Consider the following 12,795-nt stretch of genomic DNA (forward strand, 5'->3'; position numbering starts at 1 on the left):
GCTCAGCGGTCGGGAATCGGCGGGGTCGAGCGGGTGGTGCCCGACCCCGCCGAGCACCATGCCCTGCACCCCACACCGTCTCGAGCAGAAAGGCGCATCGCCGTGGTGTTCGTCTTCATCGCTCTCGCGGTCATGTTCGGTGCCATGGCCCAGCGAGTCTCGGGCATGGGCTTTGCACTCGTCGTCGCGCCCGTGCTCGTGCTGCTCATCGGCCCCTTCGAGGGCGTGTTGCTGGTCAATCTCTGCGGGGCGGTGTCGGCGTCGATCGTCATCAGCAGGGTCTGGCGCTTCATCGACTGGCGTCAGTTCTCGATGCTGGCGGTGCCCGCGATCAGCGCGATCGTGCCGGGTGCCTTTCTGTCGGTGCTCATCGGCGGGCCCGTGCTGCAGATCGTCGTCGGCGGCATCCTCGTCGTGGCGCTCACGAGCTCGCTGCTCATGAACTACTTCGACCGGCGGGTCGCGCAGGCTCCTGCTGCGCTCATCGCGGGCACAGCATCCGGCTTCATGAGCGCCACCGCCGGCGTCGGCGGGCCCGGAATGAGCGTCTACGCGATCTTGACGCGCTGGGAGCAGAAGTCGTTCGCCGCGACGATCCAGCCCATCTTCGTGCTCATCGGCGTGACATCGTTCGTCATGAAGGTGCTGCTCAACGACACGGGCCTGCCCGACTACGACTGGTGGCTCTGGGTGCTCATCATCGCGTGCACCGTCGTCGGCCTCGCGCTCGGCGAGTTCGTCTCGCGCTGGGTGAGCGTGCGCGCGGCACGGGTGACGGTGATTGTCATCTCGTACCTCGGCGGAGTACTTGCCATCATCGACGGCGCCGCAGGGCTGCTGGGCTGACGCCGCGCGTGCGGCTCAGTCGCGCGGCTTCACCGGCCGTAACGCCATCTGCACGATAACGACGAGCAGCAGTGCGGCGAAGAGCCAGCCCGACACCTGGGCAGGAACGAGAAATGCCAGCCAGACGCCGACGAGCGACATCGCAGCGGCAGCAAGACCCATCAGCACGGCATCGCGCCAGCGCACCAGGCCGCCGCGCAGATTCGGAATCGATCCGGCAATCGCACCGGGAATGAGGGCGAGCAGCGACGTGCCTTTCGCGAGCAAGTCGCCGATGCCGAACACGGCGATGAGCACCGGCACGGCGATGATGCCGCCGCCCACCCCGAGCAGGCCGGCGACAATGCCCATGAGCAGGCCGAGCGCGATGAGACCGAGCACCGAGACGACGCTGTAGTCGAACGCCCCGTCGCGCACAGGCGCCACGATGATGAGCCGCAGCGCGCTGACGAGCAGCCCTGCGATGAACAGCCACTTGAGCCAGGTGAGTGACAGTCGCCGCAGCAGCAGCGCGCCGAGAGGGGTGCCGGCGACCGCCCCGACAGCGATGATCGCCGCCGCGACGAGCTCGATCTCGCCGCGCGCCCCGTAGAGCGAGGCGCTCAGCGCGGCGGGCGGGATGATCGCGAGAAGCGATGTGGCGGATGCTCGCCGCTGGTCGAACCGCAACCACGACATCATGAGCGGCACCATGATGAACCCGCCGCCCACGCCGAAGAGCCCGGCGAAGAGGCCCCCGATTGCTCCGATGGCAAGAAGGGGCAGAATCACCGGGCCAGCCTAGCCGTGCACGGCAGCGCCCCTGTTGAGCCGGACTAAACTGAGACGGTGACTGAAGCCATCGACGCGGGCCCCCGCGGACCCCATACCGTCGACGCAGTGCTCATCGGCGCCGGCATCATGAGTGCGACGCTCGCCACGATGCTGCAGCAGCTCGAACCGACGTGGGATATCCGCATCTATGAGCGCCTCGGCGAGGTCGCGCTCGAGAGCTCGAACCCCTGGAACAACGCCGGCACGGGCCACGCGGCCCTCTGCGAGCTCAACTACACGCCCGAGCGGCCCGACGGCTCGATCGAGATCTCGAAGGCCGTGGCGATCAACGAGCAGTTCCAGGTCTCGCGCCAGTTCTGGTCGCACCTGGTCGACGAGGGGCGGCTGCCCGACCCCGGTGCGTTCCTCAGTGCCACACCCCACATGAGCCTCGTCTGGGGCGAGAAGAACGTCGAGTACCTGCGCAAGCGCCATGAGGCACTGAAAGACCACCCGCTTTTCGCAGGCCTGGAGTACTCAGAAGACCCTGTTCAGATTCACCAGTGGGCTCCGCTGCTCATGCCGGGCCGCTCGAAGCACGAGCCGGTCGCAGCTACGCGTACGACGGCCGGTACCGACGTCGACTTCGGCGCCCTCACCCGGCTGCTCATCGAGGGCTTGGAGTCGAGCGGCATGCCGGTGCGTCTCGAGCATCGCGTGACGGGCATCCGTCGCACGAAAGAGGGCCTCTGGAAGCTGACGATGCGCCACGAGGTCGGCGGCACGCCGCTCGAGATCACGTCGCGGTTTGTCTTTGTCGGCGCGGGCGGGCACGCCCTGCCGCTGCTGCAAAAGAGCGGCATCCCCGAGATTCGCGGCTTCGGCGGCTTTCCGGTCAGCGGCGGCTGGATGCGTTGCGATGACCCCGCGATCGTCGCGCAGCACCACGCGAAGGTCTACGGCAAGGCCTCGGTCGGTGCGCCGCCGATGTCGGTGCCGCACCTCGACACGCGCGTCGTCGACGGCACGGCCAGCCTGCTGTTCGGGCCGTACGCGGGCTTCACGCCCAAGTTCTTGAAGACCGGGTCGTGGTTCGACCTGTTCGGGTCGATCCGATGGCACAACATCGTGCCCATGCTGCAGGTCGCCGTGCGCAATCTCGATCTCGTCACCTATCTGGTGGGCGAGCTGCTGGCCTCGCGGTCGAAGAAGCTCGACGCTCTGCGCGACTTCTACCCGAAGGCCGACGGCGACGACTGGTACGAGCTCACTGCAGGCCAGCGCGTGCAGATCATCAAGAACGAGCCCGGCAAGGGCGGCGTGCTGCAGTTCGGCACCGAGGTTGTCGCCTCGGCCGATGGCTCGATCGCAGGTCTGCTCGGGGCATCTCCGGGCGCCTCGACCGCGGCGCCGATCATGCTCGATCTGATCGAACGGTGCTTCCCCGACCGGCTCGAGGCGTGGAAGCCGGCGTTGCAGCGCATGGTGCCGAGCTACGGGCGCAGCATCGCCGATGACCCTGGGCTCGCGACCGAGGTGCTCGCGAGCACCGCGACGTCGCTCGCCATCACGCGCTGACCGGAGCTCACATCCCCTAGCGTTCACATACCCCCGGGGGTATTATGGGCGTCATGGATGCTGCTGCCACCACTGATCGGATCGCCACGCTGCACCCTGCCTGGGGCGCGGCCCTCATGAGCCTCAGCGGTGCCGCGCTCGTCTCGTTGCGCGACCCCCTGCCCGGTCTCGAACTCGACGCGGTCATCGGTCTGGCGCTGCTGGTTCTCTCTGCGCTCGCCGCGCTGGCCCTCTCGGGGGTCATGATCGTGCGTGTCGTGCGGCACAACGCTGCCTTTCTGGCAGACCTCGCCAACCCGGGCATCGGCGCCATGATCGCCTCGTGGCCTGCAGGCCTGCAGGTCTTCGCGCTCGCCGTGCTGCAGGCGGGGGTCGCAGGGGCGATGCCTGCCGAGCCGGCGCTCATCGTCGGCATGGTGGCGTTCGTGCCCGGCGTCATTGGCACCCTCGTCTCGGGCTATGCCTTCTACACGCGCATCATCGGCGTCGCAGAGGTGCCCCACGCGGCGGTCTCGGGCAGCTGGTTCGTGCCAGTGGTGCCGCTCGTGCTCACGCCGAGCATCCTGTCGCGCGCCCTCGAACTGGGCCTGCCCGGTGACGCGACCGTCTGGGCGTTTGTTTCGCTCATCGCGTGGGGCATTGGTTTCACCCTGTTTCTCATGCTCGCCTCGATCATCGGCAGCCGCTTGCTGGTGGCTGCGCCGCCCTCGCCGCATCAGGCTCCGAGCTGGTGGGGCTGGCTCGCTCCTCTCGGCGCTGGCGGTGTCGGGCTGCTGGCGAGCGTCGAGCTCGCGAGCGCAGCCGGGGTCGTCGAGGGCGCTGAGGGCATCGCCCTGCTGCTGGTGACGGTCATGTGGGGCTTCTCGGCCTGGTGGCTGCTGCTGGCGGTGCGCATCATCGTGAAAGAGCGGCGCTCGATGCACTTTCACCTCGGCTGGTGGGGCTTCGGGTTTCCGACCGCCGCCTTCGTGAACCTCACGGCGGTCGTCGCTCGCCGATGGGAGCTCGAGTGGCTGGTCGCACTCGACCCCGTGCTGTGGGTCGCCGTGCTCGCCGTGATCGCTACGCTCATCGTGCTGACCCTGCGGGGCCTGCGCAGCGGCGCCACCTGGGCGCGCTGACCTCACCTGACGACCAGGAGCACCGCACCGATGCCGCTGCGCGAGATCACCGAACCTGTCGACCTGTGCCTGCCGAACGGCCGGCTGAACCCGGCAGCGGTCGGGCGCACTCGCACGGCCCTGCACCGCTCGCCCCTGCGCGGCTGGGGCCGCACCAAGCGCTGGGAGTACTGGGGCGTCATGACCCCCGACTGGTTCGTGGGTCTCACGATCTCGAGCCTCGACTACGCGGCCGTGCCCTCGATCTACCTCGTGAACCGTGCGACGGGTGAGCACCGCACGATCGGCGCGCTCGTTCCGCTCGCGCGCGGCACGAGCATCCCCGACATCCTGCCGCCCTTCGAGGCGAGCACGCGGTGGGGCCGTGGCAACGAGCTGCGGATGACCTCCGCGAGCTCGACCACGAGCATCCGCGGCACCGCACCGGGGTTCGCGATCGACGTGACGAGCCCCGACGCCGGCGACGCGCTCGGCGTGGTCGTGCCGTGGAGCGACCGGCTCTTCCAGTACACGCTGAAAGACGTGGCCCGGCCGGTGTCGGGCACACTGACCGTCGATGGCCGCGACTACCCAGTGGGGGAGGGTAGCTGGGCTGTTCTCGACCGGGGTCGCGGCCGGTGGCCGTACCGCATGACGTGGAACTGGGCCGCGGGCTCGGGGCTCGTCGACGGCCGCCGCATCGGCCTGCAGCTGGGCGGAGAGTGGACCGACGGCACCGGCTCGACCGAGAACGCGCTGTTCGTCGACGGCGTGCAGCACTACATCAACGAAGAGCTGGCCTGGCACTACGACCTCGACGATGAGCTCTCGCCGTGGCGCATCGTCGGCGAGCATGCCGACGTGACGCTCACGCCGTGGCACCGCCGGGTTGAGCGCACGAACGCGCTCGTCGTGGCGAGCACGATCCACCAGGCGCTGGGCACCTGGAGCGGGTGGATGCTCGACTCAAGCTGCACTCGCGTCAGCGTCGACGGCCTCACCGGCTGGGCCGAGCAGGCGCAGAACCGGTGGTAGGCGCGGCGCTGACCTGACCCGCTCGGCTCTGCGCGCGCTCGATAGGCTCAATGGCGTGCATGACGACGAGAAAGATGCCCGGCGTCTCGCCGCCACTCGCCTCGCCCTCATCTCGGCCACTCTTGTCTACGCCGCCGTCGCGATGACGGTCGTGTTCGCCGGGCCCGACGTCGTCGTCGGCCACTTCGGCGCGAGCGGGCAGCCCACTCGCCGTGATGCCACCGGCCCGTTCGTGCTCTCCCTTTCGCTCGTCCTCCTCGGGCTTCTTGCGCTCTTCGTGTCGATGCCGACACTCATACGACGCATTCCGATTGAGTTCGTGAATGTGCCAAACAGAGAACGGTGGAACACCCCCGCGCGGCGCCGTGTGCTCGCACGCCGACTCGCCGCCGACCTAAACCTCATCGGCGTGGCGACGGTTTTGCTCTTGACGTCGGCCCTCGTGCTCAGTGCTCTGGGCGGGATCGATGTCGACCTGCCCGGTTGGATCTTTCTGCTGATGCTTGCCGCCTACCTTTGGTGCGTCGGCGTGTTGCTTGTGCAGATGATGGTCGGCAAGCGTTATCAGCCTCCCGCAGACGCCTGACGGCGGCCACGCGCCCTCAGTTGCGGGCGGCTCCGTCTGAGGCCGTGACGACAAAGGTGTCGGGCTGGCCGAAGGCGTGCTCGCCGAACGCGTTGTCGATCGCGACCTGCACGCGCGAGAGGTCGTCGACCTTGACGAGCGCAATCGCCGCACCGCCGAAGCCTCCACCCGTCATGCGCGCGCCAATCGCGCCGGCACCGACAGCGGTCTCGACGGCGAGGTCGAGCTCGGGCACCGAGATCTCGAAGTCGTCGCGCATGCTGCGGTGCGAGGCATCGAGCAGCTCGCCGATCGCCGACGCACCCTCGGCCCGCAGTACGGCGACAGTGTCGAGCACCCGCTGATTCTCGGTGATGACGTGACGGATGCGCCGGAAGGTCACGTCGTCGAGCAGCTGCTGCGCGCGCGGCAGGTCGTCAACCGTCAGATCGCGCAGAGAGGATGCGCCCATCGCGGCAGCCCCGCGCTCACACGCGGCGCGGCGCTCGCCGTACCCGCCCGTGGCGTGACTGTGCTTGACCCCGGTGTCGATGACGAGAATGGCGAGGCCCGCCTCGGCGAGCCCGAGCGGCACGAGCTCGCTCTCGAGCGAGCGGCAGTCGAGAAACACCGCATGGTCGACCTGGCCGAGCAGCGACGCCGACTGGTCCATGATGCCGGTCGGTGCGCCGACGGCGACGTTCTCGGCACGCTGCCCGACGCGCGCGAGCGTGCGACGGTCGAGCCCGAGCTGCCACACGTCATTGAGAGCGAGCGCGACGGCGCTCTCGATGGCCGCTGAGCTCGAGAGGCCAGCGCCGACGGGCACGTCGGAATCGATGAACAGGTCGACTCCGGGCACGGCGCCGAGGTCGGCACCGAACTCGCTGAACGCCCAGGCCACTCCCAAGGGGTACGCCGACCATCCGTCGAGCGCCTGCGGCGCGAGAGCATCCAGATCGATCTCGGCCAGCTCGTCGGCGAAGGTGCTCGCGACGCGCACTCGACGGTCGTCGCGCGCGCCGAGCGCAATGACTGTGCGGCGGTCGATCGCGAAGGGCAGCACGAAGCCTTCGTTGTAGTCCGTGTGCTCGCCGATGAGGTTGACGCGGCCGGGGGCCGACCAAAGACCATCGGGCGCGTGCCCGAAGACGGCCTCGAAGCCGTCGCGCGCGTCGTCGCGAATGTCAGTCATTGCCGGTGCTCTCGATTCCCTCACGGATGAACGTGGCCTGCGCTTCGGGGGCGACGTCGCCGATGAAGGCGCCCATCGCGGCCTCCGAGCCGGCCAGATACTTCAGTCTGTCAGCGCCGCGACGCGGGCTCGTCACCTGCAGCATGAGCCGCACGGTGTCGCGCCCGACGTGCACGGGCGCTTGGTGCCACGCGGCGATGTAGGGCGTCGGCGTCGGGTAGAGCGCGTCGATGCCGCGTAAGAGGCGACGATAGAACGGTGCCAGTTCGTCTTTCTCGGCTTCGGTGAGGGCGGCGAAGTCGGGCACGTGGCGATGCGGCAGCACGTGCACCTCGATCGGCCAGCGCGCGGCGAACGGCACAAAGGCGGTGAAGTGGTCACCGTGCAGTACGACGCGATCGCCGGCCTGCTCGCTCTCGAGCACGCGCGCGAAGAGGTCGGGCCCGACCGCGTCGATCGACCGCAGCAGCGTGCTCGTGCGCGGGGTGACGAAGGGGTAGGCGTAGATCTGCCCGTGCGGGTGCGGCAGCGTGACGCCGATCTCGGCGCCGCGGTTCTCGAAGGGGAACACCTGCTGAATGCCGGGCAGCGCGCTGAGCGCGGCCGTGCGGTGCGCCCAGGCCTCGATGACGGTGCGGGCTCGACTCACCGACTGCGAGCCGAACGAGCCTTCGTGCTCGGGCGAGAAGCAGACGACCTCGCAGCGCCCGACGCTCGTGCGGCTGCGGCCGATGCCGATCTCGGCGAGATCATCCAGCCCCTGCGGAGCGTTCTCATGCGTGAGGGCCGGGCCGAAGCTGGGGGAGCGGTTCTCGAAGACGGCGACGTCGTAGTTGCTCGGAATCTCGCTGGGGTTGGCCTCGCTTGCCGGCGCGAGCGGGTCTTGGTCGGGCGGCGGCATGAACACGCGGTTCTGCCGATTGCTCGCGATTGACACCCACTCGCCGGTGAGCACGTCTTGCCGCATGCTCGCCGTCTCGGGCCGCGGGTCGAGCACGCGCCGGTCGATCGAGCGTTCGGCGCCGAGCGTGGTGTCGGCGTCGTCGACGTAGATGAGCTCGCGGCCGTCGGCGAGCGTCGTGGAGTGGAAGCGGATCGTCACCTCAGAATCGTACGGGCCGAAGCTTGCGTTCTCGCAAACAGTAAGCTTTCGATATCGACGGGTTTCGAAAGGGGCGAGGAACGATGGATGCTGCGCCGCAGCGCCGCGAACGGCTCGCGGGTCTCGTGGCCGACCGCGGATTCGCCCGCGTGGTCGACCTCGCCCGCACCCTCGACGTGAGCGAGGTGACCGTGCGCACCGACCTCGCCGCCCTCGAGGCCGAGGGCCGGCTCACACGCGTGCACGGCGGCGCGATGCCGCGCGGGCTCGTTGCCGAGCGTGAGAGCAGCCTCGAGCAGTCGCGCACTCGCCTCACTCGAGCCAAGCAGGCGATCGCCGCCGAGACGGCTGCCCGCGTGCGATCGGGTGAGAGCATCCTGCTCGATGTCGGATCGACGACGCTCGCTGTCGCGCACGCCCTCGTCGCGCGACGCGACCTCAGCGAGCTCGTCATCGTGACGAACGGTCTCGCCATCGCCCTCGCGCTCGAGCCGGCGATTCCGCGGTTCACGGTCGTCGTCACGGGCGGCACCGTGCGGTCGCTGCAGCACTCTCTCGTGAACCCGCTCGCCACCACTCTGCTCGACGATGTGCGGGTCGACCTGGCCATTCTCGGCGCGACCGGCATCGAGGCTGAGGCGGGCGCGACCAACGTGAATCTGCCCGAGGCTGAGGTCAAGCGGCGCATGGTGGCGAGCGCCGCCCGCCGGGTGCTCGCGGCCGACTCGTCAAAGCTCGGCCAGGTGCACCTCGGCCGTGTGGCGGCTCTCGACGAACTCGACGAGCTCATCACCGACGATCGCGCGAGCGCTGCCCAACTCGACCCGCTGCGCCGTGCCGGACTGCGGGTCACCACCGTCGCGCTCTCGCGCGTACAGTGACCGCATGAGCACTCCTCCCACGGGCGAGCAGTATGCCCTGCACCACGACGGAGCCCACGGTCCGGTCGAGGCCGTCATCACGACCGTCGCCACCGCGCTGCGTCACCTCACCGTCGACGGGCACGACCTCGTGCAGGGTTTCCCCGAGACCTCCACGCCGCCCTACGGCTGCGGCATCGTGCTGGTTCCGTGGCCGAATCGCGTGCGAGATGGGCGGTGGATGCTCGACGACGAGGTCAGGCAGCTCGACCTCACCGAGGTCGACAAGAGCAACGCGATTCACGGCCTGCTGCGCAACACCTCGTACCAACTGGTCGAGCGTCGCGACGACGCTGTGACCCTGGGGGCCGCGGTCGTGCCGCAGCACGGCTGGCCGTTCCACCTCTGGACGACCGTCGAGTACCGCCTGACGGGCAACGGCGTCACGGTGACGCACGCCGTGACGAACCTCGGCGAGCGTGCGGCGCCCTACGCAGTGGGCACGCACCCGTTCATCCGCGTCGGCTCGCACCCCGTCGACGAGCTCACGATCACCGCGCGCACGGTCGAGCACGTCATGGTCGACGATCGGCTCAACCCGGTCGGGCTCGAGCCGGCGATCGGCGAATGGGATCTCACCGAGGGCCGGGTCGTGGGCGAGCTCGCCCTCGACGACGCGTTCCGCGTCGAGCCCGACCCCGACGGAGTCGTGCGCACCGTGCTCTCGGCTCCCGACGGCACCGAGACCGAGGTGTGGCAGAACGGCGACTGGCCGTGGCTGCAGCTGTTCATCACGCGATCGTTCCCGACCGCCGACGGCCCCGTCACGGCCATCGCCGTCGAGCCCATGACCGCACCGGCCGACGCCCTCAACTCGGGTGTAGGCCTTCGGTGGATCGAGCCCGGCGCCTCGTGGTCGGGCAGCTGGGGCATCTGCCGCCCGGCCTGAGCGAGCATCCGTCGCCCGCGAACGGGGGGTGACCGGCGGCCGCGTGGCCTGGTTGTATGGGCACAGGGGTTGGGGGGAACCGCCCTCGCGTGCGTGACGCACGCTGCTCGAGGGGGAGTCGCAGATGGCTGTATCGCCGAAGACCATTGTGCTGGTCGTCGTAGGACTCGTGGTCGTGGGCGGCGGTTTCGTCGCGGCGCCCGCGCTCGGCGATGCCTTCACCCAGTCGGTGGCCCCGCCCGCCGACATTCTGGGCGATGACGTCGAGTTCGCGGTCAACGCCAACGGCGAGACGTACGGCAGCCCGATCAACGACCGGGTGCCCGACCTGATTCTTACGCGCGCTGAGGGGGGAAAGATCGGCTACGTGCGCGTGAGCGAGCTCGAGCACGCCCGCAACGTCAGAAGCTCGACCGCCGACCCGAATGCCGTCTTCGATATCGACGTCTACGAGTCTGACGGAGAGACGACCATCGGCATCTTCCGCGTGCTCGACGACACCCCGGGACCGCGCGACGGTTTCAACAATTAAGTAGGCCCCGTCGGGCACGCGAGAGCGTGCAGTGCACGGTCTCGCCTTAAGGTAGTAGGCCCCGTCGGGCTCGAACCGACGACCCACGGATTAAAAGTCCGTTGCTCTACCAACTGAGCTAGAGGCCCTTGCCTCTCTAATCTATCGCGTCGCCGGGTTCAGCGCGTCGGGCTAGCGTGGAGCGCATGGTCGATCAGCCGCGCCGCCCCGTGCGCCTGCCCAGCGAGGCCTTCGACGTGCAGCCGGGCGGGCTCGATCCCGCAGTCACCATGCGCATCGCGCACGACTCGGCGCGCGCGCTCGTGCACCGAGTGCGGGCGAGCGACGACCCCGACCTCATCGAGCGCATGGTCGCCTACACCGACGAGCACGGCCTCGATGTGCTCGCCGAGCTGTGGTCGCAGTCGGGCCCGCGCACCCTGCCGGGGGCACTCTGGCGCCTGTCGCTGCTGCGCGCGCTCGTGCGGGGCGATGCGGCGGGGGCTGCGCTCGTGTTCCAGCGCGGCAGCGAAGTGCTCTCGACGGCCGACGTGGTCATCGCCGGCGCCGAGAGCCCGACGGGGCCCGACGAAATTCTGCGGCTTGCCGACCAGGTGCTGCGCGGCGCCTACGACGGCGACTTCGCGGTCGCGCTCGATCGAGCCGCCGCCTTCTGCCGCACCTCTGCGGCCGGTGCGGCCGATCTCGCCGACGACGCGGATGCTGCGCTCGACGACGCCCGCGCCAGCGACTTCACAACCCGCGCCGCCCGATTGGCCGCGACCGCGCGCGACTTCACGGCCTGCGCGCGCCTCGAGCGGGCGGGCACGCTCGACTGAGCCCGAGCATCCGTCGCCCGCCGGGCCCCTGCTCGCGGATGCTCGGAATAGGCGACCAGCCTGCGCGGTTACACTGCTCTAGCCGGGCCGCAGTAACCCCGGGCTCCATTTTTCGCCGCTACGAGCGGCCACTCGCCGAGAGGCGTTCTGCGGTCCGGCTTTCGCATGCCCGCTGACGGTAGCTACAGGGTCGAAACCTGAGAGTGCGCTGAGCAACATCCATCGTGGCAAACCCCCGCTGCGGGGGTGCCGAACACGATGCATGTCACCGACTGCACGTATCACTCGCTCAGGGCTCGCGCTCGTCGCGCTGCCGGCACTGCTCGCCGTTCTCGTCGGATGCACCGGGGTCACTCCGGGCGCGCCCGATGAGCCGATGAGCGCGTCGGAGGCCGCGGTTGAAGCCGGCCCGAACGAGGTCGTCACTCTCTCGCTGCGCTTCATGCCAGAAGACATCACCGTGCCCGTGGGCACCACCGTCACCTGGCGCAACGGCGAGACCATCGGGCACACGATCACCTCGGGTGCCTGGGGCGACGTCAACGAGAGCACGGGCCTGCGCGGGTCGCAGACGGCTGACGGACTGTTCGATCACGCACTCGCGCCGATGGGGCAGGAGGGTGACACGTTCTCGTTCACCTTCGACGAGCCGGGGGAGTACCTGTACTTCTGCCAGCCGCACTTGACGATGAACGCTCGCGTGATCGTCGAAGGCTGAGTTCAGGCTCAGCATCACCGCACCACCTGTGACACCAATCAGCACCACAACCAACTAAGGGGAATCACATCATGCGCAAGACCACTGCATTCGCCGGCCTCGGCCTGGCTGCCGCTCTCGTTCTCTCCGGATGCGCCACGGCCACCGAGGCCGAAGCGCCCATGGACGAGACTGACGAGACGGTCATGATCGACACCGTCAACAGCGACGGCTCGGCGCTGCGCGCCCAGCTCACCGCACTTCTCGCCGACCACGTGTACCTCGCGGCCGCGGCGATCGACCAGGCCATCGCCGACGGCGGAGACCTCACCACCGCCGACGTGCAGGCCGCTGTCGCCGTGCTCGACGAGAACTCGGTCGAGGTTGCCGCCCTCGTGGGCTCGGCCTACCCCGACGCCGAGCAGCCGTTCCTCGACTCATGGCGCTCGCACATCCCGTTCTTCGTCAACTACACGCTCGGCAAGGCGACCGGTGACGAGGCTGCGGCCGAGCAGGCTGTCGCCGACCTCAACGGTTACGCCGTGTCGTTCGGTCAGCTGATCAACTCGGTCGTTCCCGAGCTGCCGGCCGAGGCCGTGCAGGGCGAGCTCGAGATGCACGCCGTCTCGCTGCTCGCGGCGATCGACGCCAACCTCGCCGGTGACCCGGCGTACTTCAGCCTTCTGAAGGAAGCCGCCGGCCACATGCCGATGACCGCGACGGCGCTCGCCGGTGGCATCGCGGCCAACCTGGGTATCCAGTAGG

General features: G+C 69.1%; 14 protein-coding genes and 1 tRNA gene. 11 read left to right on the forward strand and 4 right to left on the reverse strand.

Annotated features, from left to right (window positions below; all coding sequences use genetic code 11):
- Positions 1 to 36: 36 nt before the first annotated feature.
- Positions 37 to 846, forward strand: coding sequence for a sulfite exporter TauE/SafE family protein (locus tag KL788_RS11230; protein WP_293171525.1), 810 nt, complete (start codon positions 37 to 39; stop codon positions 844 to 846).
- 15 nt (positions 847 to 861) lie between these two features.
- Here the strand turns inward: KL788_RS11230 and KL788_RS11235 are convergent, their stop codons facing one another.
- Positions 862 to 1,617, reverse strand: a complete 756-nt coding sequence (locus KL788_RS11235; RefSeq protein WP_293171528.1) for a sulfite exporter TauE/SafE family protein — start codon at positions 1,615 to 1,617, stop codon at positions 862 to 864.
- A 57-nt stretch (positions 1,618 to 1,674) separates the two neighbouring features.
- On the opposite strand from KL788_RS11235, the gene KL788_RS11240 reads away from it, so the two are divergent.
- From KL788_RS11240 to KL788_RS11255, 4 genes are read left to right on the forward strand one after another with little or no spacing between them, the layout of a single operon-like run.
- Positions 1,675 to 3,177 (forward strand): malate:quinone oxidoreductase, encoded by a 1,503-nt coding sequence (locus KL788_RS11240; protein WP_293171531.1) that lies wholly within the window; start codon positions 1,675 to 1,677, stop codon positions 3,175 to 3,177.
- Between the two features lie 53 nt (positions 3,178 to 3,230).
- Entirely contained in the window at positions 3,231 to 4,298 is a 1,068-nt protein-coding gene (locus KL788_RS11245; protein ID WP_293171534.1) for a hypothetical protein, read from the forward strand.
- Positions 4,299 to 4,328: 30 nt separating this feature from the next.
- Positions 4,329 to 5,312, forward strand: a complete 984-nt coding sequence (locus tag KL788_RS11250) for a DUF2804 domain-containing protein (protein WP_293171537.1) — start codon at positions 4,329 to 4,331, stop codon at positions 5,310 to 5,312.
- A 55-nt stretch (positions 5,313 to 5,367) separates the two neighbouring features.
- Positions 5,368 to 5,898, forward strand: a complete 531-nt coding sequence (locus tag KL788_RS11255) for a hypothetical protein (protein WP_293171540.1) — start codon at positions 5,368 to 5,370, stop codon at positions 5,896 to 5,898.
- Positions 5,899 to 5,914: 16 nt separating this feature from the next.
- Here the strand turns inward: KL788_RS11255 and galK are convergent, their stop codons facing one another.
- Together galK and galT are read right to left on the reverse strand one after the other, a co-directional pair.
- The gene (gene galK / locus KL788_RS11260) at positions 5,915 to 7,072 is read right to left on the reverse strand and encodes a galactokinase (protein WP_293171543.1); all 1,158 of its coding nucleotides are present in this window, start codon (positions 7,070 to 7,072) and stop codon (positions 5,915 to 5,917) included.
- Complete coding sequence (galT, locus tag KL788_RS11265) at positions 7,065 to 8,174, reverse strand: galactose-1-phosphate uridylyltransferase (RefSeq protein WP_293171546.1); 1,110 nt, start codon at positions 8,172 to 8,174, stop codon at positions 7,065 to 7,067. Before galT ends, galK begins: the two co-directional genes overlap by 8 nt.
- A gap of 83 nt (positions 8,175 to 8,257) precedes the next feature.
- On the opposite strand from galT, the gene KL788_RS11270 reads away from it, so the two are divergent.
- The 3 genes from KL788_RS11270 to KL788_RS11280 all read left to right on the forward strand — a co-directional run bounded on the left by KL788_RS11270 (position 8,258) and on the right by KL788_RS11280 (position 10,515).
- Positions 8,258 to 9,055: a DeoR/GlpR family DNA-binding transcription regulator gene (locus KL788_RS11270; RefSeq protein ID WP_293171549.1), complete on the forward strand. Its 798-nt coding sequence runs from the start codon at positions 8,258 to 8,260 to the stop codon at positions 9,053 to 9,055.
- Between the two features lie 4 nt (positions 9,056 to 9,059).
- Positions 9,060 to 9,983 carry an aldose 1-epimerase family protein gene (locus KL788_RS11275; RefSeq protein ID WP_293171552.1) on the forward strand — a complete coding sequence of 308 codons (924 nt, stop codon included), beginning with the start codon at positions 9,060 to 9,062 and terminating at the stop codon, positions 9,981 to 9,983.
- A gap of 124 nt (positions 9,984 to 10,107) precedes the next feature.
- Positions 10,108 to 10,515, forward strand: a complete 408-nt coding sequence (locus KL788_RS11280) for a hypothetical protein (RefSeq protein WP_293171555.1) — start codon at positions 10,108 to 10,110, stop codon at positions 10,513 to 10,515.
- A 55-nt stretch (positions 10,516 to 10,570) separates the two neighbouring features.
- Here KL788_RS11280 and KL788_RS11285 read toward each other — a convergent pair.
- Positions 10,571 to 10,643: transfer RNA gene (locus KL788_RS11285), tRNA-Lys, on the reverse strand.
- A gap of 57 nt (positions 10,644 to 10,700) precedes the next feature.
- Between KL788_RS11285 and KL788_RS11290 the strand changes: the two genes are divergently transcribed.
- The 3 genes from KL788_RS11290 to KL788_RS11300 all read left to right on the forward strand — a co-directional run bounded on the left by KL788_RS11290 (position 10,701) and on the right by KL788_RS11300 (position 12,794).
- Entirely contained in the window at positions 10,701 to 11,333 is a 633-nt protein-coding gene (locus tag KL788_RS11290; protein WP_293171558.1) for a DNA-directed RNA polymerase subunit beta, read from the forward strand.
- 262 nt (positions 11,334 to 11,595) lie between these two features.
- Positions 11,596 to 12,051, forward strand: coding sequence for a cupredoxin domain-containing protein (locus tag KL788_RS11295; protein ID WP_293171561.1), 456 nt, complete (start codon positions 11,596 to 11,598; stop codon positions 12,049 to 12,051).
- A gap of 71 nt (positions 12,052 to 12,122) precedes the next feature.
- Positions 12,123 to 12,794 carry a hypothetical protein gene (locus KL788_RS11300; protein ID WP_293171564.1) on the forward strand — a complete coding sequence of 224 codons (672 nt, stop codon included), beginning with the start codon at positions 12,123 to 12,125 and terminating at the stop codon, positions 12,792 to 12,794.
- The last annotated feature ends 1 nt before the right edge of the window (position 12,795 follow it).

It is taken from the genome of Microcella sp., assembly GCF_019739195.1.
Taxonomy (GTDB): Bacteria; Actinomycetota; Actinomycetes; order Actinomycetales; family Microbacteriaceae; genus Microcella.

Bases quoted from the DNA above. Each gene is read 5' to 3' on its own strand.
- KL788_RS11245 (WP_293171534.1), top strand. From the start codon at position 3,231: ATGGATGCTGCTGCCACCACTGATCGGATCGCCACGCTGCACCCTGCC.
- KL788_RS11250 (WP_293171537.1), top strand. From the start codon at position 4,329: ATGCCGCTGCGCGAGATCACCGAACCTGTCGACCTGTGCCTGCCGAAC.
- galK (WP_293171543.1), bottom strand. From the start codon at position 7,072: ATGACTGACATTCGCGACGACGCGCGCGACGGCTTCGAGGCCGTCTTC.
- KL788_RS11270 (WP_293171549.1), top strand. From the start codon at position 8,258: ATGGATGCTGCGCCGCAGCGCCGCGAACGGCTCGCGGGTCTCGTGGCC.
- KL788_RS11275 (WP_293171552.1), top strand. From the start codon at position 9,060: ATGAGCACTCCTCCCACGGGCGAGCAGTATGCCCTGCACCACGACGGA.
- KL788_RS11280 (WP_293171555.1), top strand. From the start codon at position 10,108: ATGGCTGTATCGCCGAAGACCATTGTGCTGGTCGTCGTAGGACTCGTG.
- KL788_RS11290 (WP_293171558.1), top strand. From the start codon at position 10,701: ATGGTCGATCAGCCGCGCCGCCCCGTGCGCCTGCCCAGCGAGGCCTTC.
- KL788_RS11295 (WP_293171561.1), top strand. From the start codon at position 11,596: ATGTCACCGACTGCACGTATCACTCGCTCAGGGCTCGCGCTCGTCGCG.
- KL788_RS11300 (WP_293171564.1), top strand. From the start codon at position 12,123: ATGCGCAAGACCACTGCATTCGCCGGCCTCGGCCTGGCTGCCGCTCTC.